Source organism: Scandinavium manionii, from assembly GCF_024764775.1.
Lineage (GTDB): Bacteria > Pseudomonadota > Gammaproteobacteria > Enterobacterales > Enterobacteriaceae > Scandinavium > Scandinavium manionii.
The window spans coordinates 202,632-224,134 of sequence record NZ_JALIGC010000038.1; the positions used below are offsets into that span (position 1 = coordinate 202,632).

Genomic DNA, 21,503 nt, shown 5'->3' on the forward strand with positions numbered 1-21,503 from the left:
AACATGCGAGCACGGGCGTGGAGTAAACTCCGACGCCCGTGCCAGTTAATTACCCTGCATCAGGGCGATTATTTTTTATCTTTAACTTCTTCGAACTCAGCGTCGACAACATCGTCATCTTTCGCGTTGTTCGCGGAAGCGTCAGCGCCGCCAGCCTGCTGCTGTGCGTGCTGCTGCTGAGCAATTTCCATCAGCTTCTGAGAAGCTTCGGCAACCGCCTGCATTTTCGCTTCGATATCCGCTTTGTCTTCGCTTTTCAGAGAGCCTTCTAGCGCAGTCAGTGCAGACTCGATAGCAGTTTTGTCGTCAGCTGGCAGCTGTTCACCGGCTTCTTCAACCTGCTTACGCGTGCTGTGCAGCAGGTGGTCGCCCTGGTTACGGGTCTGAACCAGCTCTTCGAACTTACGGTCAGACTCGGCGTTAGCTTCTGCTTCACGCACCATTTTCTGGATTTCTTCTTCGTTCAGACCGGAAGACGCTTTGATGGTGATCTTCTGCTCTTTACCGCTGTTTTTATCTTTCGCGGAAACGTGCAGGATACCATCGGCATCGATATCGAAGGTTACTTCGATCTGCGGCATGCCGCGCTGTGCCGGGCTGATACCATCCAGGTTGAACTGACCCAGAGATTTGTTATCGCCTGCACGTTTACGTTCACCCTGCAGCACATGGATGGTTACCGCAGACTGGTTGTCTTCAGCGGTAGAGAACACCTGGCTGTGCTTGGTTGGGATAGTGGTGTTTTTGTTGATGAGCGCAGTCATCACACCGCCCATGGTTTCGATACCCAGCGACAGCGGGGTAACGTCCAGCAGCAGAACGTCTTTCACTTCACCGGTCAGCACGCCGCCCTGAACCGCAGCACCAACGGCAACTGCTTCGTCCGGGTTAACGTCTTTACGCGGTTCTTTACCGAAGAACTCAGCAACTTTTTTCTGCACCATTGGCATACGGGTCTGACCGCCAACCAGGAGAACGTCCTGAATGTCGGATACGGACAGGCCAGCGTCCTGCAGTGCAACTTTCAGCGGCTCGATTGAACGGTTAACCAGGTCTTCTACCAGGCTTTCCAGTTTCGCGCGAGTCACTTTGATGTTCATGTGTTTCGGACCGGTCGCATCTGCAGTGATGTACGGCAGGTTAACGTCGGTCTGCTGTGCAGAAGAAAGCTCGATTTTCGCTTTTTCTGCTGCTTCTTTCAGACGCTGCATTGCCAGCGGGTCGTTACGCAGGTCGATGCCCTGATCTTTCTTGAACTCTTCAACGAGGTAGTTGATCAGACGGCTGTCGAAGTCTTCACCACCGAGGTGGGTATCACCGTTGGTCGCCAGTACTTCGAAGGTTTTTTCGCCATCAACTTCGTCGATTTCGATGATAGAGATATCGAAAGTACCGCCGCCCAGGTCGTATACAGCGATGGTGCGGTTACCGACTTCTTTATCCAGACCGTAAGCCAGTGCAGCTGCGGTTGGTTCGTTGATGATACGTTTTACTTCCAGACCCGCGATACGGCCAGCGTCTTTGGTTGCCTGACGCTGAGCATCGTTGAAGTATGCAGGTACGGTGATAACAGCTTCAGTTACCGGCTCACCCAGGTAATCTTCAGCGGTTTTCTTCATTTTTTTCAGCACTTCAGCAGAAATCTGCGGTGGTGCAGTTTTGGTGCCTTTCACGTCCAGCCATGCATCGCCGTTATCAGCAGCAACGATTTTGTACGGCATGATGGCTTCATCACGCTGCACTTCTTCGTCCTGGAAACGACGGCCAATCAGGCGTTTGATCGCGAACAGAGTGTTCTGCGGGTTAGTCACTGCCTGACGTTTAGCCGGCTGTCCAACCAGAGTTTCACCATCCTGGGTATAAGCAATGATCGAAGGCGTGGTGCGATCGCCTTCAGCGTTTTCCAGCACACGCGGGGTGTTGCCATCCATAATTGCTACACAAGAGTTGGTAGTACCCAGGTCGATACCAATAATTTTACCCATCTAAACGTCTCCACTAAAAATTCGATCAACATGTGATTATGAACCTGTAATAAGGGCGAAACGTGTCGTTTCAAGCGCCTTCATGCTTTTTTTTCCAGGCTCACCACTGCGGTTGCATACAAGATGGGGTCGTAACATCGGGCATCAAGGGGGAGATGCAAAAAAAAATTTTAAATTCACCCTGCTCAGATCATAGACGGAGGGCACGGCTCTGATTATTATGCCGCGCCCCGCAGCCAGAGGATCGGCGTGGGATTACGACGATTCCCCCTTTATTGATGAGTTTTTGAGGAAATATGGTTAACACTAAGTTGGCTAACCCAGCACCGCTGGGCCTGATGGGCTTCGGCATGACCACCATTCTGCTGAACCTGGCAAACAGCGGTCTTTTCCAGTTTGATACTGCCATTTTGGCGATGGGCATTTTTTACGGCGGACTGGCGCAGATTTTCGCAGGCCTGCTGGAGTTTAAGAAAGGCAACACCTTCGGTCTGACTGCATTCACCTCTTACGGTTCTTTCTGGCTGACCCTGGTCGCCATTCTGATCATGCCGAAAATGGGTCTGGCTGAACCCACTAATGCGCACTTCCTGGGAATGTATCTGGGCCTGTGGGGCGTGTTTACCCTGTTCATGTTCTTCGGCACTCTGAACGGTCCACGCATGCAGCAGTTCGTGTTCCTGAGCCTGACCGTGCTGTTTGCTCTGCTGGCTATCGGTCACCTGGCGGACAACGAAGGCATCGTAAAAATCGCGGGTTACGTCGGTCTGGTATGCGGCGCAAGCGCTATTTGGCTGGCAATGGGTGAAGTGCTGAATGAAAAATTCGGTCGCACCGTGCTGCCAATCGGTGAAAAACACTAAGTTGGTGTGCTAAAGGTTTATTGTGAAGAAGCCGGGCATCGCCCGGCTTCTTTTTTAATGCGCCGCCAACGACGCCTTTTCAGGTGCGCTGTACGTCTGCCGCAGCCAGATCCCTAATCCTAATCCAACCAGCGAAAGCGCCAGCACATACCAGGCCGGAGCCATTGGCGAGACGCTCATCAGCAACGTGACCGCAATGGGCGTCAGCCCACCAAAGACCGCGTAGGACACGTTGTATGAGAAAGAAATCCCGGTGAAGCGTACTTCAGGCGGGAACGCCCGGACCATCACATACGGCACCGCACCGACCACACCTACGCACAACCCCACCAGTCCATACAGCGCAAACAGATGCTCCGCTGAGGTACCCGCCAGGTGATAGAACGCCCAGCTCGACGCCGCCAGCAGCAGGCTACCGACGATAAAGGTCCGGCTGGCACCAAACTTATCGGCGGATAAACCCGCCAGCAGGCAGCCCACGCACAGCATAATGGTGGCAATACTGTTGGCTTGTAACGTCAACGCGGGTGCGAAACCATAATGCTTTTGCAGCCACACCGGTGACATCAGAATCACCACCACAATTCCCGCCGACAACAGCCAGGTCAGCAGCATCGAAATGACGACCGCTTTCTGATGTTTCATCACCACCGATTTCACCGGCAGCTCTTGCGCCAGCTGCTTACGCTGCTGCATTTCGAGGAAAATTGGCGTCTCCTGTAACCAGCGGCGCAAGTACATCGCCACCAGGCCAAACGCTCCGCCGAGCAGGAATGGAATACGCCAGCCGCCATCGTGAATTACCTGCGGCGTCATGCTGGTGTTGATAAGCGTCGCCACCACTGAACCGAGCAAAATGCCCACCGTCAGCCCGGCGGTCAGCGTGCCGCAGGCAATGCCGATGCGCTGCGCAGGCACGTGTTCAGCAACGAAAACCCAAGCGCCCGGCACCTCTCCGCCAATGGCTGCGCCCTGAAGCACGCGCATCAGCAACAGTAACAGCGGCGCGGCAATGCCTACCGAGGCGTAAGTCGGCAGCAGGCCGATAAGCAGCGTCGGCACCGCCATCAGCAGGATACTTAGGGTAAACATCTTTTTACGCCCCACCAGGTCGCCAAAGTGGGCCATGATGATCCCGCCTAACGGGCGCGCCAGATAGCCTGCGGCAAAAATACCGAAGGTCTGCACCTGGCGTAGCCATTCCGGAACATCCGGGGGGAAGAAGAGTTCGCCGACAACCGCGGCAAAGAAGACGAAAATGATGAAATCGTAAAACTCCAGCGCGCCGCCAAGGGCGGCCAGCGTCAGCGTTTTATAATCCTGTCGGTTCAGAGGTCTTGCATGTTGTGACATAGCGGGCCATTTGTTTTATACCCGTCATACTTCAAGCTGCAGGTGCGTTGGTTGCGTCTGCTCACCCCAGTCACTTACTGAAGTAAGCTCCTGGGGATTCCCAGACTTACCGCCTTCCTGCAACTCGAACTATTTAGGGCATACAGATATTGTAAAGAAAAAATTACTATACCGTAAATCTTCGGTCAATCGATGGCCCGCGAAAGTTATACTGGAAAAGATTTATCTTTAGGAGATTGTGTCGCGGCGCGCACTTTTAGGACGAAATGCGTCGACAACCTGCGAGTCAGTTTCCACATACGGCCCCTCCAGCAACTGTACACAATACGGTACACTTGCAAAAATACCGTGCACCAACACCTTCCCGGCTTCATCTTTCACGCCTTCCAGCGTTTCCTGGATGGATTTCGGCTGGCCTGGCAGATTCAGGATTAACGCCTGTTTGCGGATAACGCCCACCTGCCGCGACAGGATTGCCGTCGGCACAAAATGCAGGCTTATCTGGCGCATCTGCTCGCCAAAACCCGGCATTTCACGGTCAGCAATCGCCAGCGTCGCGTCCGGCGTGACGTCGCGGCGCGCAGGGCCGGTTCCACCGGTGGTCAGCACCAGATGGCAGCTCATTTCATCCACCAGCTCGCACAGCGTCTGCTCGATAATGACCTGTTCGTCTGGGATCAGACGGGTTTGCAGTTCGAAAGGGGTCGTCAGTGCGCGGGCCAGCCAGGCTTCCAGTGCCGGAATGCCTTTATCCTGGTAAACGCCGCTTGAAGCGCGATCGGAGATGGAGACAAGGCCAATGCGAAGAGTGTTCATATCAATTCCGTTAAAAAATGCGGTTAAGCGGAATGATACACGCGGAAGGGAAACGGAGACAAATAACGCGAGGAAGATGTGACCGGAAGCCCGGCCACACCTGAAATGATTACAGCAGGTCGCCGATCATTTTTTCCAGTTTTTCCTGGTCGATAGCAAACTTACGGATACCGTCCGCCAGTTTGTCTACTGCCATTGGATCCTGGTTGTGCTGCCACAGGAACTGGGATTCAGTAATACGTTCTGGACGCGCTTTCACTTCACCGGTGTAAACCAGTTTACGTTCGATTGCGCCTTCCGCTTCAGCCAGCTCTTTCAGCAGTGGCGGCGCGATAGTCAGGCGGTCACAGCCAGCCAGTTCCAGGATTTCGCCCACGTTACGGAAGCTTGCACCCATCACGACAGTTTCGTAGCCGTGCTGTTTGTAGTAGCTGTAGATTTCAGACACAGAAACCACGCCTGGATCTTCTGCTGGTGCGTACTCTTTCTTGTCGGTGTTGGATTTGTACCAGTCGAGGATACGGCCAACAAACGGAGAAATCAGGAACACGCCCGCTTCTGCACAAGCACGCGCCTGAGCAAAGGAGAACAGTAGGGTCAGGTTACAGTTGATGCCTTCTTTTTCCAGCTGCTCAGCGGCACGGATGCCCTGCCAGGTGGACGCGAGTTTGATAAGGATACGGTCGTTGCTGATGCCAGCATCGTTGTACAGCTTGATCAGGTGTTTCGCTTTGGCGATAGAGCCTTCGGTGTCGTAGGACAGACGCGCATCAACTTCGGTAGAGATACGGCCAGGGATCAGTTTCAGGATCTCCAGACCGATGTTCACTGCCAGTTTATCGGTAGCGTCAACAACCTGCTGCTCGCGGTTGCTGCTCTGGCTTTTCGCCCAGGCAATCGCTTCGTCAATCAGCTTGCGGTATTCCGGGATTTGAGCAGCGCCGAGGATCAGAGAAGGGTTGGTCGTCGCATCCTGAGGCTGATACAGCTTCATTGCCGCGATGTCTCCGGTGTCAGCCACTACGGTTGTGTACTGACGCAGGGAGGTCAATTTATCCGTCATGATAGTGTTTCTCTATTAAACAGCTGTTAGGGGGATGTAACCGTTCTGACCCGATAATATCACGCCGCGTTTTCAGCGCAACCGCAGACGGTCCATGAGCGCAGAGTATGATAAACTCCTTATATTCATGGCCTATCCGATAATGGATTATCTCAAAATGGTAGCGCTTACAGTTGTCTTCGGCATCGACCAAGGAACGCCAAATGCCTGAATTCCTATCATTTATTAACGAAATACTCTGGGGCTCGGTAATGATTTACCTGCTGCTCGGCGCCGGAGTGTGGTTCACATGGCGGACGGGTTATATCCAGTTTCGCTATCTTCGCCAGTTTGGCAAAAGTCTTAAAAGCAGTCTCACCCCTCAGTCGGGCGGCCTGACCTCATTCCAGGCGCTGTGCACAAGCCTGGCAGCTCGCGTCGGCAGCGGCAACCTCGCAGGGGTCGCCATTGCGCTGACCGCAGGCGGCCCCGGTGCAGTCTTCTGGATGTGGGTTTCTGCCATCATCGGCATGGCGAGCAGCTTCGCCGAATGCTCTCTCGCGCAACTCTACAAAGAACGCGATGCCGAAGGGCAATTTCGCGGCGGCCCGGCATGGTATATGTCCCGCGGGCTTGGTATGCGCTGGATGGGCGTCATGTTCTCGGCGTTTCTGCTGCTGGCATATGGCCTGATTTTCAATACCGTCCAGGCGAACTCCGTCGCTAATGCCATGCATTATGCGTTTCATTTTCCGGAATTTATGACCGGTTTGATCCTGATGGTTTGCACCCTGGTGACGGTGATGCGCGGCCTGCGCGGCGTAGCGAAATTGATGCAGTGGCTGGTGCCGGTGATGGCGTTGATATGGGTCGCCACCAGCGTGATCATCAGCCTCTGGCACTTCACTGAAATTCCCAAAGTGTTTGAAACCATCATCCGCAGCGCGTTCGGCTGGCAGGAAGCCGCCGCCGGTGCTGTGGGTTACACCATCAGCCAGGCGATAACCAGCGGCTTCCAGCGCGGTATGTTCTCTAACGAAGCCGGAATGGGCTCCACGCCCAACGCTGCGGCGGCAGCCGCTTCATGGCCTCCGCACCCTGCGGCGCAAGGCATCGTTCAAATGATTGGCGTGCTGGTTGATACGCTGGTGATTTGTACCGCCACGGCAATGATTGTGCTACTAGCCGGGAATACCACCTCTCAAAGCTCACTGGACGGAATCCAGCGGGTGCAAAACGCCGTGGCCTCTTTCGCCGGCGGCTGGGGCTCTGGGTTTGTGGCGGGGATCGTGCTGCTGTTCTCCTTCAGCTCAATCGTGGCCAACTACATCTACGCTGAAAATAATCTGATTTACCTGAAGATGAATAGCCCGCTTAACGTCTGGCTGCTCCGCGGAATCACCCTGATGATGGTGATGCTGGGCACGATGCTGAGCCTGCCGGTTGTCTGGCAGCTCGCCGATATCATCATGGCGCTGATGGCTATCACCAACCTGACCGCCATTATGCTGCTCTCCCCGGTGGTGAAGATTATCGCCAGCGATTATCTGCGTCAGCGCAAAATGGGTGTGAAACCAGTGTTCGACCCGGCACGTTATCCGGACATTGAACAGCAGCTGGCGCCAGGAAGCTGGGATGATGTGCCTCGCCAATAGCAGCTATCGATCCTTTCTCGGGCGTTTTTTGCTAAAGTCACGGAAAAATGCCCGCAAGGACTGATTATGCTGATTCTGATTTCACCTGCTAAAACGCTCGATTACCAAAGCGACCTGCCAACGGCGCGTTACACCCATCCGGAACTGCTGGACTATTCCCAGCAGCTGATTAGCGTAGCGCGCAAGCTGTCTGCGCCGCAAATTGGCAAACTGATGAGCATCAGCGATAAGCTTGCCGACCTCAACGCCACACGTTTTCACGACTGGCACCCGGATTTCACCCCACAAAATGCGCGCCCGGCTATCCTCGCGTTTAAAGGCGACGTTTACACCGGACTACAGGCGGAAGAGTTCAGCGAAGCCGATTTTGATTTCGCCCAGCAGCATCTGCGGATGCTTTCCGGTCTGTACGGCGTGCTGCGTCCACTGGATTTGATGCAGCCGTATCGTCTGGAAATGGGCATTCGTCTCGAAAACGCCAAAGGCAAAGATCTGTACCATTTCTGGGGTGAGATTATCACCAACAAACTCAATGAAGCGCTGAAGGCCCAGGGTGACGACACCGTTATCAATCTGGCCTCAGACGAATACTTCAGAGCGGTGAAACCGAAAGTGTTGCAGGGCACGATTATCAAGCCGGTGTTCCTGGATGAGAAAAACGGCAAATTTAAAGTTATCAGCTTCTACGCCAAAAAAGCGCGCGGGCTGATGAGCCGTTACATCATTGAAAACCGCCTGACGAAGCCAGAACAGCTGAAAGAGTTTGATAGCGAAGGGTATTTCTTTGACGAAGCCGCGTCGGGTGACGGCGAACTGGTGTTTAAACGGCACGAACAGTAAAACAAAACGCCAGCGCAATGCTGGCGTTTTGTTTAGTGGTGTTTGTACTGACCATAGTGATTGCCGTTATCGTGATGCTCTTTACCGTGATGGTCGTCGTGATGATCGTTGTGGTGATCATCATGATGCGGCTCATGACGTGCGCGCCAGTGATTGTTGTAACGCTCGTAGTGATGATCCCACCAGTCATGGTCGCGCCAGTTGCCGCCATCCCAGTAGTTACCGCGGTTATCCTGATCGCCAATCTGCAGTTTCACCGCAGGAACCAGCGTGATTTCAGAAGCATGTACTACCGCCGGAGCCACCAGCATCATAGAAAGTGCCAAAATTACAGGTTTTAACGTAGACATAGGTTACTCCATTCACATCATTGCCCGTTTCGGGTCGATGGAGTGAGATTACCTCTCCAGAAGCGGACTTGTTATTCTCCGCAATCCTAATCTCTAAGTACCCGCATTTATTGGGAATTCGTCCTTAATCCCTACTTATTGCCTCCCTATTTTCTCCACATTTGCCCATAAAAAAACCGGGGCGCGAAACGCCGACCCGGCTTTATGTCAGTTCAGGCTAAAGTTATGCTTTTGTCATCATCAACTTACGTAATTCTGCGAAGTCAGCAGGCAGATGATGCGACAGCAGAGGCAGGTCAGCGCGATCCGCCAGCTCTTTAGGCAGCGGCAGCTCAGTTTCAAGGATCGCTTCTACGCTTTCCTTGAATTTCGCCGGGTGTGCGGTGCCAAGGAACAGGCCATACTCACCTGGGTTGAGACGATCGCGCAGCGCACGGTAGGCCACCGCCGCGTGCGGCTCCGAGGTGTAACCTAAAGTCTGCAGCTCGCGCATGGTCCCTTTGGTGGTCTCATCGTCGATAGCCGCATAGCCCAGCTCGTTCAGACGCCATACTTTGCGACGGAACAGCTCTTCCACGCGCGGCCAGTTATTCGGCTGGCTGACGTCCATTGCGTTAGACAGCGTCGCCTGCGTTGGCTTAGGTGCCCAGCTACCATCCTGCAGGAAGCGCGGCACAGTGTCATTGGCATTGGTCGCGGCAATAAAGCGTTTCACCGGCAGGCCCAGCGATTTCGCCAGCAGGCCCGCGGTCAAATCACCAAAGTTACCGCTTGGAACGGAAATCACCAGCTGATTGCGGGCTTCCTGCGGCAGCTGCGCTACCGCTTCGAAGTAGTAGCAAATCTGCGCCAGCAGGCGGCTGATGTTAATCGAGTTGGCGGAATTCAGGCCCAGCGCCACTTTCAGCTCTTCATCATCAAACGCCTGTTTCACCAACGCCTGGCAGGCGTCAAAGTCGCCGTCGATAGCCACAGTTTCAATGTTACCGCCGAGGGTGCAGAACAGTTTTTCCTGCAATGGGCTGATTTTGCCGTTCGGATAGAGGATGACCACGCGCACATTTTTCAGACCGTAAAACGCATGTGCAACCGCAGCGCCGGTATCGCCGGAAGTCGCGGTCAAAATGGTGACGGGCTTATCGCCGCTGATGTGCGTCAGCATTTGCGCCATAAAGCGGCCGCCAAAATCTTTAAACGCCAGAGTCGGCCCGTGGAAAAGCTCCAGGCAGCCAACGTCTTCCTGCACCTGTTTCACCGGTGCCGGGAAAGCAAACGCCGCGCGAATGCGAGATTCCAGCTCCTGAGGCGCGATTTCATCGCCGATAAACGCCGACAGAATTTTGGCGCTGCGGGTGACGAAATCCAGCTTCAGCATCTCGTCGATTTCGGTCAGGCTGAATTCCGGCAGATCATGCGGAAAGAACAGCCCCTGATTTTTGCCCAACCCTTGCGTCACGGCCTGCGCGAAGCTGACCTGCTCATTATGATCTTTTAAGTTATACAGTTTCATCGGTTATCCCACTACGCGAGCGCCCGCCGTGTCCAGCCGGCAAATATGAACGAAGCCTTCCTGATTTTGCAGATAGTGTTTACTGAGCCAGTCTGCGACTCGTTGTGCGGTTTCCGGGTTATCGCACAGGGCGAACATCGTCGGGCCGGAGCCTGAAATCCCGCTGGCCAGCGCACCAATTTCCGCCACCGCCTGACGCGCTTCGCCAAAGCCTGGCAGCAGCTTGGTGCGATACGGTTCCGCAATGACGTCTTTCATCAGTTTCGCCGCAAGCTCGGGCTGGCGGCTGTAACAGGCGTGAATAAAGCCCGCCAGATGGCGGCCGTGCGCGATGCAATCCTGACGGCGATACTGCGCCGGTAAAATCGCTCGCGCTTCAGCGGTTGACACCTTAATGCCCGGATACGCCAGCACCCACAGCCATTCGTCGAAGGCCGGGATTTGCTGGCTGATGATGCCGTTTTCTTCCAGCATCAGCTGGATGCCGCCGAGGAAACACGGTGCGACGTTATCATAATGCACGCTGCCGGAGATCCGTCCTTCCAGCTCACCCATCAGCGCCAGCATTTTGCCATCGTTGAGCGGCTTGCCGCAGAATTCATTCATCGCCACCAGGGCTGCAACCACGGAGCAGGCGCTGGAGCCAAGGCCAGAACCAATCGGCATGTTCTTCTCAAGGGTCATCGCGACGGGAACGGTTTTGCCAATTTCCTGGCAGAAGCGTTCCCAGCACTGATAAACGATATTTTCCCGCGGCTCCGGCGGCAGTTTGCTGGCATAATGGCCGACATTTTTCAGGCTGAAAGTCTCAGCCGCGACGACTTCCACGTTATCGCCCAACAGCGTGCCGTCAACCGGCGCGACCGCCGCGCCAAGCACATCAAATCCAACGCTCATATTGGCGCTGGACGCCGGGGCATAGACCTTAACCATCTTAAACTCCTAACTTCCAGGACAGGGTGCGCAGCAAGTCGGCAAATACCCCGGCCGCAGTAACGTCGTTGCCCGCGCCATAACCACGCAGGACCAGTGGCAGCGGCTGATAATAGTGGCTGTAGAAGGCCAGCGCGTTCTCGCCGTTTTTCACTTTGTACAACGGATCGTTTCCGTCCACTTCAGCAATTTTCACGCGACACACGCCATCGTCCTCGATATTACCGACGTAGCGCAGCACTTTGCCTTCATCCCGGGCCTGTGCGATACGCGCCGCGAACTCGTCATCGAGCTGCGGCAGTCGCGCCATAAAGCTCTCGGTGTCGCCGCTGTCATCGAAGTGATCCGGCAGTACGGATTCGACCACAATATCACTCAGTTCCAGATGGCGTCCGGTTTCACGGGCAAGGATCAGCAGCTTGCGCGCCACGTCCATTCCAGAGAGATCGTCACGCGGATCAGGTTCGGTGTAGCCCATTTCGCGGGCGATAGTGGTCGCCTGCGACAGGCTCATGCCTTCGTCCAGCTTCCCAAAAATGAACGACAGTGAACCTGACAGAATACCGGAGAATTTTTGCAGCTCATCACCGGCATTCAACAGATTTTGCAGGTTCTCAATGACTGGCAAACCCGCGCCAACGTTGGTGTCGTACAGGAATTTGCGACGTGAACCTGCAGCCGCCTGACGCAACTCGTGATAGTAGTTCATCGACGAAGTGTTCGCCTTCTTATTTGGCGTCACGACGTGGAAACCTTCGCGCAGGAAGTCGGCGTACTGATCGGCCACCGCCTGGTTGGAAGTACAGTCCACAATCACCGGGTTCAGCAGGTGATACTCTTTCGCCAGACGGATCAGGCGACCGAGATTGAAGGGCTCTTTGGCTTCGGCCAGTTCACTTTTCCAGTCTTCCAGATTCAGTCCATGCACATTGGTCAGCAGCGCGCGGGAATTCGCTACGCCGCACACGCGCAGGTCAATGTGCTTATTCTTGAGCCAGGTCTGCTGGCGTTTGAGCTGCTCCAGCAATGCACCGCCTACGCCGCCCACGCCAATCACAAACACTTCAATCACCTGATCGGTATTGAACAGCATCTGATGCGTGACGCGCACGCCGGTGGTGGCATCGTCGTTGTTCACCACGACGGAAATTGAACGCTCAGACGAACCCTGAGCAATCGCCACGATGTTGATATTGGCGCGAGCCAGAGCCGCAAAGAATTTGGCGGAGATACCGCGCAGAGTGCGCATCCCGTCGCCGACGACGGAGATGATCGCCAGGCGCTCCATGATCGACAGCGGCTCCAGCAGGCCCTCTTTCAGCTCCAGATAGAATTCATCTTCCATCGCCCGCTTCGCGCGGCCGCAGTCAATTTGTGGTACGCAGAAGCTGATGCTGTATTCAGAAGACGACTGGGTTATCAGTACGACGGAAATACCGGCGCGGGACATGGTGGCAAACACGCGCGCCGCCATGCCGACCATGCCTTTCATGCCAGGACCGGAGACGTTAAACATCGCCATGTTGTTGAGGTTGGAAATCCCCTTCACCGCCAGGCCATCTTCGTTATGACTGGCACCGATTAACGTGCCCGGCGCCTGTGGGTTACCGGTATTTTTAATCAGGCAGGGGATCTGAAACTGTGCGATCGGCGCGATGGTACGCGGGTGCAGCACTTTGGCACCGAAATAAGAAAGCTCCATCGCTTCCTGATACGACATCGATTTCAGCAGGCGAGCGTCCGGTACCTGACGCGGATCGCAGGTGTAGACCCCGTCGACGTCGGTCCAGATTTCACAACAGTCGGCGCGCAGGCATGCGGCCAGTACTGCGGCGGAGTAGTCGGAGCCGTTACGGCCCAACACCACCAATTCGCCCTTGTCATTGCCCGCGGTAAAGCCCGCCATCAGCACCATGTGGTCTGACGGGATTTGGCTTGCGGCAATGCGGCGGGTGGATTCGGCGATATCGACGGTGGATTCAAGATAGTGACCAACGGCCAGTAATTTTTCGACCGGGTCGATGACGCTGACCTTGTGACCACGCGCTTCGAGCAGGCCCGCCATGATCGCAATCGACAGTTTTTCGCCGCGGCAAATCAGGGATGCGTTGACGCCGTCCGGGCACTGACCAAGCAGGCTGACGCCATGAAGGACATGCTTAATGTGTGCGAATTCTTGTTCAACAAACGCGTTGAGCTGAGAGAGGGGAAAACCAGGCTGGATATCGGCAAGGCCCTGAAGCAGTTCGGCAAAAATACGTTCGGCATCGGCAATATTTGGAAGTGCATCCTGACCGCCGATGGTTTTCTCAATCATCGCGACCAGATGGTTGGTGATTTTGGCCGGGGCAGAGAGCACGGTTGCTACCTGCCCCTGCCTGGCATTGCTTTCCAGAATATCGGCAACACGCAGAAAACGTTCTGCATTTGCCACTGATGTACCGCCGAACTTCAAGACTCGCATGGTTTTTTACCTCTTGATCTTTGGTCGAAAAAAAAGCCCGCACTGTTCAGGTGCGGGCTTTTTTCTGTTTTTCCTGTACGCGTCAGCCCGCACCGATACCTGTGGTAATGGTGGTGGTAATAATTGTTGTCATGCGGCTGATGCGAATCATGGATGTTGTGTGCTCTGTCATTTTAATTGTCTGTCGTCTGCCTCTATTGGTTAAAGTATTGGCCCTGGTATGTCAACGAATTTTTACATTCGCCCCTATTTGTCACACCATTAGCCTGCGCCAGAAAAATATCGATCTTCGTCACGCATTACCTGGTAAAAAAGCCTATGGTAGAGCATTAACCCATAACAAAAACTTACAACAGCACTTTAATCGGCAATATTTTTTTCGATATCATGCAGTAATCGATGCAACATTGCGGTGTCTCGCTGCCCGAGAAGGCCAATTCGCTGCTGAAGCCAGTCAGCCAGTTTGACGTCATCCGCGACCTGTAATTTGCTCAGTAACGACATTGCCCGCGCACGTAACGCCTGAAGTTGGTTTTCGTTATTTTCAGCAACAGGAGGCGTCGGCATTTGTGTTAACGCCGAAAGCTGATAGCAGAACACCATCACTGCCTGGCCGAGATTCAACGACGGGTAATCTGCAACCATCGGTACGCCGGTGAGGATATCAGCCAGTGCCAGTTCATCGTTGGTCAGCCCGGAATCTTCGCGGCCAAACACCAGCGCCGCGTGGCCCATCCACTGTGATTTTTCCTGGAGGATAGGCACCAGCTCCTGGGGCGCGGCGTAATAGTGGAAGCGAGCGCGACTGCGGGCGGTGGTCGCAATGGTAAAATCAACATCGTGGAGTGCGTCAGCAAGCGTCGGAAAGGTTTGAATATTTTCAAGTATCTCACCTGACCCGTGTGCGACCCACTTTGCCGCAGGCTCCAGGTGCGCCTGACTGTCGACAATTCGCATTTCTGTGAATCCCATGGTCTTCATTGCCCGGGCCGCAGCGCCGATATTTTCGGCTCTTGCTGGTGAAACCAGCACTATTGATAAGCGCATGTAGTCTTCTCTTTTTTGCTCTGTCACAACCACAATGTGATGCACATCATCATATTGCGCGTCGCGAATTTACTTAATTGCAACAAAAAACGCTGAAAGGGTGTTTCTTAACACATCAACAAGGCTAAACTATTACCCAAGAATCACCCCATAGGACATGTTAACAGAACCTCGATATCCTTATGTTCTACTAGGGTATTTCAAACTGGTTTATGGCACATCTTTTGGATTCATTTTGCTAATCAGTTCATTCTTGCAATTACATTGATTGTTGAAAAATTGTGACAAACGCTAGCATTTAGATGCAAGGATTTCACAAGACTGTTAACGTGCTACAATTGAACTTGATATATGTCAACGAAGCGTAGTTTTATTGGGTGTCAGTCATCTCTGAGCCTGTTATGTTGCTGTTAAAATGGTTAGGATGACAGCCGTTTTTGACACTGTCGGGTCCAGAGGGAAAGTACCCACGGCCAAGCTAATGATGTTGTTGACGTTGATGGAAAGTGCATCAAGAACGCAATTACGTACTTTAGTCATGTTATGCCGGTCATGTTAATTTTCGACATGCATCAGGCGGGTCAGGGACTTTTGTACTTCCTGTTTCGATTTTAGTTGGCAATTTAGGTAGCAAACATGCAGACCCCGCACATTCTTATCGTTGAAGACGAGTTGGTAACACGCAACACGTTAAAAAGTATTTTCGAAGCAGAAGGTTACGATGTGTTCGAAGCCACCGATGGCGCGGAAATGCATCAGATCCTATCTGAAAATGATGTCAACCTGGTCATCATGGATATCAACCTGCCGGGCAAAAATGGCCTGCTGTTGGCACGTGAGCTGCGCGAGCAAGCTAACGTCGCTCTGATGTTCCTGACCGGACGTGACAACGAAGTGGATAAAATCCTCGGCCTGGAAATCGGCGCTGACGATTACATCACCAAACCGTTCAACCCTCGTGAACTGACTATCCGTGCGCGCAACCTCCTCTCCCGTACCATGAATCTGGGTACTGTGAGCGAAGAACGCCGCAGCGTGGAAAGCTACAAGTTCAACGGCTGGGAACTGGATATCAACAGCCGCTCACTGGTCAGCCCGAACGGCGAACAGTATAAGCTGCCGCGCAGTGAATTCCGCGCGATGCTGCACTTCTGCGAAAACCCGGGCAAGATCCAATCCCGTGCAGAACTGTTGAAGAAGATGACCGGCCGTGAGCTGAAGCCACACGACCGTACGGTTGACGTGACAATCCGTCGCATCCGTAAACACTTTGAATCTACGCCGGATACCCCGGAAATCATCGCGACTATCCACGGCGAAGGTTACCGTTTCTGCGGCGAGCTGCAGGAATAATCGGTTTCTCTGTGCATAAAAAAACGGCGCTTTCGCGCCGTTTTTTTTTCGCCTGTTATTCCTTCCAGGGCATGATCGGCACCGCGCTTATCGCATTTTTCGGTGAACCGTCGACCACTTTGTCGGAATAGGTCAGATAGATCAGCGCATTACGTTTAGCATCATAGAAACGCACGACTTGAAGTTTCTTGAAGACCAGAGAAGTCCGCTTCTGGAACACGACCTCTCCTTCCGTTTTGCCCTTCTTAATCTTGTCGCTGACCTCAATTGGCCCAACCTGCTGGCAAGAGATAGCCGCGTCGGAGGTATCTTCCGCAAGCCCCAGCCCGCCTTTAATGCCACCGGTTTTAGCGCGGCTGATATAGCAGGTCACGTTCTTCACATCCGGGTCATCAAAGGCCTCAACGACAATCTTATGGTCCGGGCCAAACATCTTGAAGACGGTATCGACGGAACCCACTTGCTCCGCATGCGCGGCGCTGCAGGCCAACGCCAGCAGACATCCTGTAATTAACTGCTTGTATTTCATATTGTTACCATTTTTGAAAAAGTCATTCGTTTTTATGCCCTTGCGCAGAAGAAAATATTTATAGATCACAGCCTTACAAAAATCATGCCTATTTAGTAACTTTTATCGCACTTTAGAGCAAAAAAAACACTGAATGCTAAAACATCAAAAAATGCTATTATCCGCTACCCTAGTTACAGGCACCTGCGAAAGGATGAGGACATTATATGGATCAAGCTGGGATAATACGCGATCTTCTTAGCTGGCTTGAAGGGCATCTCGACCAATCTTTGTCACTGGATAACGTTGCAGCAAAAGCGGGCTACTCCAAATGGCATTTACAAAGGATGTTCAAAGATGTCACTGGCCATGCTATCGGCGCCTATATTCGTGCTCGTCGCCTGTCGAAATCTGCTGTGGCTCTGCGCCTGACCGCGCGCCCGATTCTGGATATTGCTCTGCAGTACCGTTTCGATTCTCAGCAGACCTTTACCCGCGCGTTCAAGAAACAGTTTAGCCTGACGCCAGCGCTTTATCGCCGCTCGCCGGACTGGAGTTCGTTCGGTATGCGTCCACCGCTGCGCCTGGGTGAATTTACGATGCCGAAGTTTGAATTCATCGCCATGCCGGACACACACCTGGTCGGTATCACCCAGAGCTATACCTGTAAGCTGGAAGAGATTTCTGCATTCCGCCAGCAGATGCGTGGCCAGTTCTGGCGCGATTTCCTCGGCAATTCGCCGTCGCTCCCGCCGATGCTTTACGGTCTGCATGAACCGCGTCCGAGCCTTGAACGAGACGATGAGCAGGAAGTGCTGTACACCACGGCGCTGACGCCTGAAATGGCCAACGGCCATCTGCAGGATGCGCATCCGGTGAAACTGGAAGGGGGTGAATACGTGATGTTCACCTACGAAGGGCTGGGAAGCGGATTGCAGGAATTTGTACTGACCGTTTATGGCACCTGCATGCCGATGCTCGGCCTGACCCGTCGTAAGGGCCAGGACATCGAACGATTCTTCCCGCAGAAAGATGCGATGAATCAGGAACCGCCTATCCAGCTACGCTGCGAGTACCTGATTCCGATTCGCCGCTAGCGCTGCAATTCATCCAAGGCAGGGGCGTCCAGATGTGTGACGTCACCTGCGGTTTCAACAATCCAGCCGGGTGCCAGCCACGGGCTTTGCTGGTAATCCACGCGAGAGATTGAGCAGTTCCGCAAACGCAGACGGCGTTCGGCATAGGCCGGCAATCCGAGAATAGTACTCACCAGACACCCAAGCGCCATGCCATGACTCACCAACAACGGGCGGCTGCCATTTGGCAGTTCAAGGCAATCCTGCAGCGCCGCATTCATACGATCGCCCAGCTCCTGCATAGACTCCCCTTCCGGGATACGTCCGTTGGCCGTGCCATTCACCAGCGTACGACGCCAGCCTTCTTCTTCCTCAGTCAGTGAGTCGATCAGACGGCGTTCGAGCACGCCCATATCGAGTTCACGTAACCGCGGATCGTAGGTGACGCTGCAACCACAGGCTTCCGCGATTAACTCAGCGGTACGGCGCGTGCGGCCCAGATCGCTGGAGATGATATGCGTGATGCCGAGCGTTTTGACACGCTCACCTACCTGACGGGCCTGCTGCTCACCTTTTTCAGTGAGCGGACTGTCGGACTGGCCCTGAATACGTCGCTCGGCGTTCCACTGCGTTTCACCGTGGCGAACAAGGTATACCTGTAACATGCTAATTTTCCGTTATACTGCGATGATGTTTTTTTCGTAAGTGTACTGATTATGCACAAGGTTGTCTCAGCTACCACCAATCCCGCCAAAATTCAGGCTATTCTGCAGGCTTTTAATGAGATCTTCGGCGAAGGATCCTGCCATATTGACGCCGTTTCCGTCGAGAGCGGCGTGCCAGAACAACCCCTCGGGAATGAGGAAACGCGTGCTGGCGCACGAAATCGCGTGGAAAATGCCCGCCTTGTCCGACCAGATGCTGACTTTTGGGTGGCGATTGAAGCGGGTATCGACGAAGGCAGCACCTTCAGTTGGGTCGTGATTGAAACGCGCGAACAGCGCGGTGAAGCCCGTTCGGCCACCCTGCCACTGCCCGCAGTAATCCTCGAGCGCGTTCGTGCAGGCGATGCCCTCGGACCGGTGATGTCACACTATACCGGTATCGATGAGATTGGCCGTAAAGAAGGGGCGATTGGCGTGTTTACTGCGGGCAAACTGACCCGCAGCAGTGTCTATCATCAGGCAGTGATTCTGGCACTCAGTCCTTTTCACAACGCCGTTTATCGGTGAGTTTCCGGCAGCGTCTGTTCCAGCCACTGACGCAGTTCAGCAGGCGCTGATTTCAGGCTGTTCGAGCCGCGGGTAATGGTTGCGATGCCCGCGCCCAGTTCGCTTTTCAGCTCACGCTGGCTCATCTCACCGCGCAGTAACTCTTCGATAATTCGCACCCGCGTGCCCAGCGCTTCACGCTCGTCCGGCGTCATCATCAAATTCAAAAGCGGCAGATCCAGGTCAGCGGCAAAAGCCTGACGCATCAGTTCCACAAAGCGCAGCCACTCCTGGTGGCGCTGTTCCGCGTTTGCGGCTGAGTAAGGGGATTGTTGGGTCATGTTACGCCACCATGTTGGGGCGGATGGCACAAGGCCATCCGCCGAATGTACTCTTTAGCGAGTACAAGCATAACATACTCTCAGCGGATCAGTAACGCTGCTTCCATTCGTCATCGGTGAGGATCTGCGGTTTCTCGCCCATGAAATAGCGATAGTAGGCATCATACGCCAGCACGTTCTTCACATAGCCGCGCGTTTCAGAGAACGGAATGCTCTCGACAAACGCCGCCGCGTTGATGCGCCCTGCACTGTTGCCCTGCCATGTTCTGACCCGGCCAGGACCCGCGTTATACGCCGCCGACGCATAGATGCGGTTGTTGCCAAACTGCTGATAAACGTATTGCAGATAGTGAGTGCCGATGTTGATGTTGGTCTCCGGGTCTAACAGCTGGCTGGCGCTGTTATAGCCCGGAATCGAGAACATCTTCACCGTATGCGTTGCGGTGCCCGGCATGATTTGCATCAGCCCGGTAGCGCCAACCGGTGAACGAACTTTCGGGTTCCAGGCACTTTCCTGACGAGCAATCGCCATCGCATAGCTTTTGGAGATGTCTTTATCGCCGGTGTAGCGCACGAACAAATCTTTGTACGCCAGCGGGAAACGCTCTTTGAGGTTATCCCACAGCTTCCCAGAAATCGTCGCCTGCACGCTGAGATCCCACCAGTCCTGGTCGAAAGCGTATTTCGCCAGCTGCCCTTGTTCGGTACGGGTGCGGCTACTCACCAGATTCGCCCATTCGCTGCGCGCGGTGTTATCCAGATTCCAGTACATCAGCTCCCGCACACGGGCCATTTCTGGGCTATTGACCAACAGCGGAGCCACTGTGCCTTCCGGTTTTTCGACGCGAATCGAGTAATCTTCACCCAGACGCTGCGCCGCCACCATCGGATAGAAACCGCGCTGCTGCATCAGGGAATGCAGAATATCTTTCGCTTCCTGCTCACGACCGCGATCCATCAACAGGTCAGCCTGCCAGTAGCGCCATTCGTCTTTATCTTTGGCTTCCATCGGCAAACGCGCCAGCCAGGTGTTCAGCCCGCGACGGTCGCCATTGCCAATCGCCATCCGCACGCGACGCTCGACCAGCGAGGTCGATTCAGAACGCATGATGGCGTCATCACGCCATTGCGCCTGCTCAGCCGTGATGTCGTTGCCCATCAAACGCCAAGCGACGATATCGCGCAGATCCTGCGTCTGACTCTCATTGAGTTTCTGCGCCTCAACCAGTTGCGGGATCAGCAGGCGCGCATTTTCTACATCCTGACGCGCGACGCTGGTGAACGCCACCGCCGCCATCTTGCGGGTGAAATCAGTCGCACCGGTGCTTTGCGCGAAGCTCAGCACGCTGTTTGGGTTGTTCGCCAGGCTTATCACCGCGGCGGAAATAGTCTGGTAATCCGTCGGCATTTGATTGGCAAGGGAGGTAACCAGACGGGTATTTCCGGCCTGCATCGCCAGGCGAATGCGTTCCAGATACGCCAGAGGATCCTGAGTCCCGGACGCACGCCAGGCGCTGAATAAAGGATCGCAGGCGTTAGGCTGGCTCTTACCCGTCAACCACAGTGTTTTTGCACCATCCCAGGCTTCCTGAGTCTGGCCCACGTTATATTTTGCGTAGTAGTAGTTACATTGCGCTTCGGTGGTACCGGGTTTATCAGGGCTGAACGCCAGCAGGCCACGCCAGTCTTCACGGCGTGCCAGCTCATTCACAAAGCGGTTTTTCAGGGTCCTCGCGGACGGCAGCGTCGGATTGGCCTGCACGAACTGGGTCACACTGACCGCCGGTTCGTTCATCAGGTCGTCAGTCAGCTGACGATATTCGAGATAGGGATAGAGTGGATAGTCTTTCAGGGTCGGCATCAGTTGATCAACAACATCCATCTGATGGTTATCCCACGCCTGTCTAATCTGAGAGTAACGACTGCGTTGTTCATCCAGTGAATCAGCGTGAACCGCATTGCTGACCGTAAGCAGACAGACGCCAGCAGCCAGAAGACGCCACGTCATGGGTGTAGCTTTTTCCACATGCGCTCCTTAGAAAATTGTGTCAATGCAGCATCATGCCGCGTAAAAAAGCCGTATCCGGTCATTATCCTTGTGTTTCGGATCCTCTCTTTATGCTAACCAGACAACAGGGATTGCGCCACGTTATGAA

At 54.1% G+C, this 21,503-nt stretch carries 20 protein-coding genes and 1 other annotated feature; of the genes, 6 read left to right on the top strand and 14 right to left on the bottom strand.

Annotation, left to right across the window (positions count from 1 at the left end; all coding sequences use genetic code 11):
* Positions 1-68 precede the first annotated feature (68 nt).
* Entirely contained in the window at positions 69-1,985 is a 1,917-nt protein-coding gene (gene dnaK, locus MUU51_RS12815; RefSeq protein ID WP_159771293.1) for a molecular chaperone DnaK, read from the bottom strand.
* 296 nt (positions 1,986-2,281) lie between these two features.
* Between dnaK and satP the strand changes: the two genes are divergently transcribed.
* Positions 2,282-2,848, top strand: a complete 567-nt coding sequence (gene satP, locus MUU51_RS12820; RefSeq protein WP_159771296.1) for an acetate uptake transporter — start codon at positions 2,282-2,284, stop codon at positions 2,846-2,848.
* A gap of 54 nt (positions 2,849-2,902) precedes the next feature.
* Here satP and MUU51_RS12825 read toward each other — a convergent pair whose 3' ends face one another.
* The 3 genes from MUU51_RS12825 to tal all read right to left on the bottom strand — a co-directional run bounded on the left by MUU51_RS12825 (position 2,903) and on the right by tal (position 6,080).
* A complete protein-coding gene (locus MUU51_RS12825; RefSeq protein ID WP_159771299.1) occupies positions 2,903-4,201 on the bottom strand; it encodes an MFS transporter in 1,299 nt (432 codons plus the stop codon).
* Between the two features lie 228 nt (positions 4,202-4,429).
* Positions 4,430-5,017: a molybdopterin adenylyltransferase gene (gene mog / locus MUU51_RS12830; protein ID WP_258967883.1), complete on the bottom strand. Its 588-nt coding sequence runs from the start codon at positions 5,015-5,017 to the stop codon at positions 4,430-4,432.
* A gap of 109 nt (positions 5,018-5,126) precedes the next feature.
* Entirely contained in the window at positions 5,127-6,080 is a 954-nt protein-coding gene (tal, locus tag MUU51_RS12835; RefSeq protein WP_125354015.1) for a transaldolase, read from the bottom strand.
* Positions 6,081-6,283: 203 nt separating this feature from the next.
* Here tal and MUU51_RS12840 point away from each other — a divergent pair, with 203 nt between their 5' ends.
* Together MUU51_RS12840 and yaaA are read left to right on the top strand one after the other, a co-directional pair.
* Positions 6,284-7,714 (top strand): alanine/glycine:cation symporter family protein, encoded by a 1,431-nt coding sequence (locus MUU51_RS12840; RefSeq protein ID WP_258967884.1) that lies wholly within the window; start codon positions 6,284-6,286, stop codon positions 7,712-7,714.
* A gap of 66 nt (positions 7,715-7,780) precedes the next feature.
* On the top strand, positions 7,781-8,554 hold the full coding sequence (gene yaaA / locus MUU51_RS12845; protein ID WP_159771308.1) for a peroxide stress protein YaaA: 774 nt from the start codon (positions 7,781-7,783) through the stop codon (positions 8,552-8,554).
* Between the two features lie 32 nt (positions 8,555-8,586).
* Here the strand turns inward: yaaA and MUU51_RS12850 are convergent, their stop codons facing one another.
* From MUU51_RS12850 to yjjY, 6 genes are all read right to left on the bottom strand, one after another.
* Entirely contained in the window at positions 8,587-8,904 is a 318-nt protein-coding gene (locus tag MUU51_RS12850; RefSeq protein WP_159771311.1) for a DUF2502 domain-containing protein, read from the bottom strand.
* 223 nt (positions 8,905-9,127) lie between these two features.
* Positions 9,128-10,414: a threonine synthase gene (gene thrC / locus MUU51_RS12855; protein WP_159771314.1), complete on the bottom strand. Its 1,287-nt coding sequence runs from the start codon at positions 10,412-10,414 to the stop codon at positions 9,128-9,130.
* A gap of 3 nt (positions 10,415-10,417) precedes the next feature.
* Entirely contained in the window at positions 10,418-11,347 is a 930-nt protein-coding gene (gene thrB, locus MUU51_RS12860; RefSeq protein WP_258967885.1) for a homoserine kinase, read from the bottom strand.
* Position 11,348: 1 nt separating this feature from the next.
* A complete protein-coding gene (gene thrA, locus MUU51_RS12865) occupies positions 11,349-13,811 on the bottom strand; it encodes a bifunctional aspartate kinase/homoserine dehydrogenase I (RefSeq protein WP_258967886.1) in 2,463 nt (820 codons plus the stop codon).
* Positions 13,812-13,837: 26 nt separating this feature from the next.
* Positions 13,838-13,955, bottom strand: a sequence feature (Thr leader region).
* Positions 13,956-14,171: 216 nt separating this feature from the next.
* Entirely contained in the window at positions 14,172-14,858 is a 687-nt protein-coding gene (locus MUU51_RS12870) for a tRNA/rRNA methyltransferase (RefSeq protein WP_159771323.1), read from the bottom strand.
* A 399-nt stretch (positions 14,859-15,257) separates the two neighbouring features.
* Positions 15,258-15,398, bottom strand: a complete 141-nt coding sequence (gene yjjY, locus MUU51_RS12875) for a YjjY family protein (RefSeq protein WP_159771326.1) — start codon at positions 15,396-15,398, stop codon at positions 15,258-15,260.
* A gap of 96 nt (positions 15,399-15,494) precedes the next feature.
* Between yjjY and arcA the strand changes: the two genes are divergently transcribed.
* Complete coding sequence (gene arcA, locus MUU51_RS12880; protein WP_097162790.1) at positions 15,495-16,211, top strand: two-component system response regulator ArcA; 717 nt, start codon at positions 15,495-15,497, stop codon at positions 16,209-16,211.
* Between the two features lie 55 nt (positions 16,212-16,266).
* Here arcA and creA read toward each other — a convergent pair whose 3' ends face one another.
* Positions 16,267-16,740 carry a protein CreA gene (gene creA / locus MUU51_RS12885; protein ID WP_159771328.1) on the bottom strand — a complete coding sequence of 158 codons (474 nt, stop codon included), beginning with the start codon at positions 16,738-16,740 and terminating at the stop codon, positions 16,267-16,269.
* A 206-nt stretch (positions 16,741-16,946) separates the two neighbouring features.
* On the opposite strand from creA, the gene robA reads away from it, so the two are divergent.
* Positions 16,947-17,816, top strand: a complete 870-nt coding sequence (gene robA, locus MUU51_RS12890; protein ID WP_159771331.1) for an MDR efflux pump AcrAB transcriptional activator RobA — start codon at positions 16,947-16,949, stop codon at positions 17,814-17,816.
* On the opposite strand, the gene gpmB is transcribed toward robA, so the two are convergent.
* A complete protein-coding gene (gene gpmB, locus MUU51_RS12895) occupies positions 17,813-18,460 on the bottom strand; it encodes a 2,3-diphosphoglycerate-dependent phosphoglycerate mutase GpmB (protein WP_159771334.1) in 648 nt (215 codons plus the stop codon). The genes robA and gpmB overlap by 4 nt on opposite strands.
* A 51-nt stretch (positions 18,461-18,511) precedes the next feature.
* Here gpmB and yjjX point away from each other — a divergent pair, with 51 nt between their 5' ends.
* Positions 18,512-19,027: an inosine/xanthosine triphosphatase gene (gene yjjX / locus MUU51_RS12900; protein WP_258967887.1), complete on the top strand. Its 516-nt coding sequence runs from the start codon at positions 18,512-18,514 to the stop codon at positions 19,025-19,027.
* Here the strand turns inward: yjjX and trpR are convergent.
* Together trpR and sltY are read right to left on the bottom strand one after the other, a co-directional pair.
* On the bottom strand, positions 19,018-19,347 hold the full coding sequence (gene trpR, locus MUU51_RS12905; RefSeq protein ID WP_125354026.1) for a trp operon repressor: 330 nt from the start codon (positions 19,345-19,347) through the stop codon (positions 19,018-19,020). The two genes, yjjX and trpR, sit on opposite strands and share 10 nt — an antisense overlap.
* An 88-nt stretch (positions 19,348-19,435) precedes the next feature.
* Positions 19,436-21,373: a murein transglycosylase gene (sltY, locus tag MUU51_RS12910; RefSeq protein ID WP_159771339.1), complete on the bottom strand. Its 1,938-nt coding sequence runs from the start codon at positions 21,371-21,373 to the stop codon at positions 19,436-19,438.
* Positions 21,374-21,503 lie beyond the last annotated feature (130 nt).

What these genes read in the sequence shown, in the direction of transcription:
- gpmB (WP_159771334.1), bottom strand. Translation starts at nt 18,460, where the DNA reads ATGTTACAGGTATACCTTGTTCGCCACGGTGAAACGCAGTGGAACGCC.
- robA (WP_159771331.1), top strand. Translation starts at nt 16,947, where the DNA reads ATGGATCAAGCTGGGATAATACGCGATCTTCTTAGCTGGCTTGAAGGG.
- arcA (WP_097162790.1), top strand. Translation starts at nt 15,495, where the DNA reads ATGCAGACCCCGCACATTCTTATCGTTGAAGACGAGTTGGTAACACGC.
- creA (WP_159771328.1), bottom strand. Translation starts at nt 16,740, where the DNA reads ATGAAATACAAGCAGTTAATTACAGGATGTCTGCTGGCGTTGGCCTGC.
- mog (WP_258967883.1), bottom strand. Translation starts at nt 5,017, where the DNA reads ATGAACACTCTTCGCATTGGCCTTGTCTCCATCTCCGATCGCGCTTCA.
- thrC (WP_159771314.1), bottom strand. Translation starts at nt 10,414, where the DNA reads ATGAAACTGTATAACTTAAAAGATCATAATGAGCAGGTCAGCTTCGCG.
- MUU51_RS12850 (WP_159771311.1), bottom strand. Translation starts at nt 8,904, where the DNA reads ATGTCTACGTTAAAACCTGTAATTTTGGCACTTTCTATGATGCTGGTG.
- tal (WP_125354015.1), bottom strand. Translation starts at nt 6,080, where the DNA reads ATGACGGATAAATTGACCTCCCTGCGTCAGTACACAACCGTAGTGGCT.
- dnaK (WP_159771293.1), bottom strand. Translation starts at nt 1,985, where the DNA reads ATGGGTAAAATTATTGGTATCGACCTGGGTACTACCAACTCTTGTGTA.
- MUU51_RS12870 (WP_159771323.1), bottom strand. Translation starts at nt 14,858, where the DNA reads ATGCGCTTATCAATAGTGCTGGTTTCACCAGCAAGAGCCGAAAATATC.
- trpR (WP_125354026.1), bottom strand. Translation starts at nt 19,347, where the DNA reads ATGACCCAACAATCCCCTTACTCAGCCGCAAACGCGGAACAGCGCCAC.
- satP (WP_159771296.1), top strand. Translation starts at nt 2,282, where the DNA reads ATGGTTAACACTAAGTTGGCTAACCCAGCACCGCTGGGCCTGATGGGC.
- yjjX (WP_258967887.1), top strand. Translation starts at nt 18,512, where the DNA reads ATGCACAAGGTTGTCTCAGCTACCACCAATCCCGCCAAAATTCAGGCT.
- MUU51_RS12840 (WP_258967884.1), top strand. Translation starts at nt 6,284, where the DNA reads ATGCCTGAATTCCTATCATTTATTAACGAAATACTCTGGGGCTCGGTA.
- yaaA (WP_159771308.1), top strand. Translation starts at nt 7,781, where the DNA reads ATGCTGATTCTGATTTCACCTGCTAAAACGCTCGATTACCAAAGCGAC.
- MUU51_RS12825 (WP_159771299.1), bottom strand. Translation starts at nt 4,201, where the DNA reads ATGTCACAACATGCAAGACCTCTGAACCGACAGGATTATAAAACGCTG.
- yjjY (WP_159771326.1), bottom strand. Translation starts at nt 15,398, where the DNA reads ATGACTAAAGTACGTAATTGCGTTCTTGATGCACTTTCCATCAACGTC.
- thrA (WP_258967886.1), bottom strand. Translation starts at nt 13,811, where the DNA reads ATGCGAGTCTTGAAGTTCGGCGGTACATCAGTGGCAAATGCAGAACGT.
- thrB (WP_258967885.1), bottom strand. Translation starts at nt 11,347, where the DNA reads ATGGTTAAGGTCTATGCCCCGGCGTCCAGCGCCAATATGAGCGTTGGA.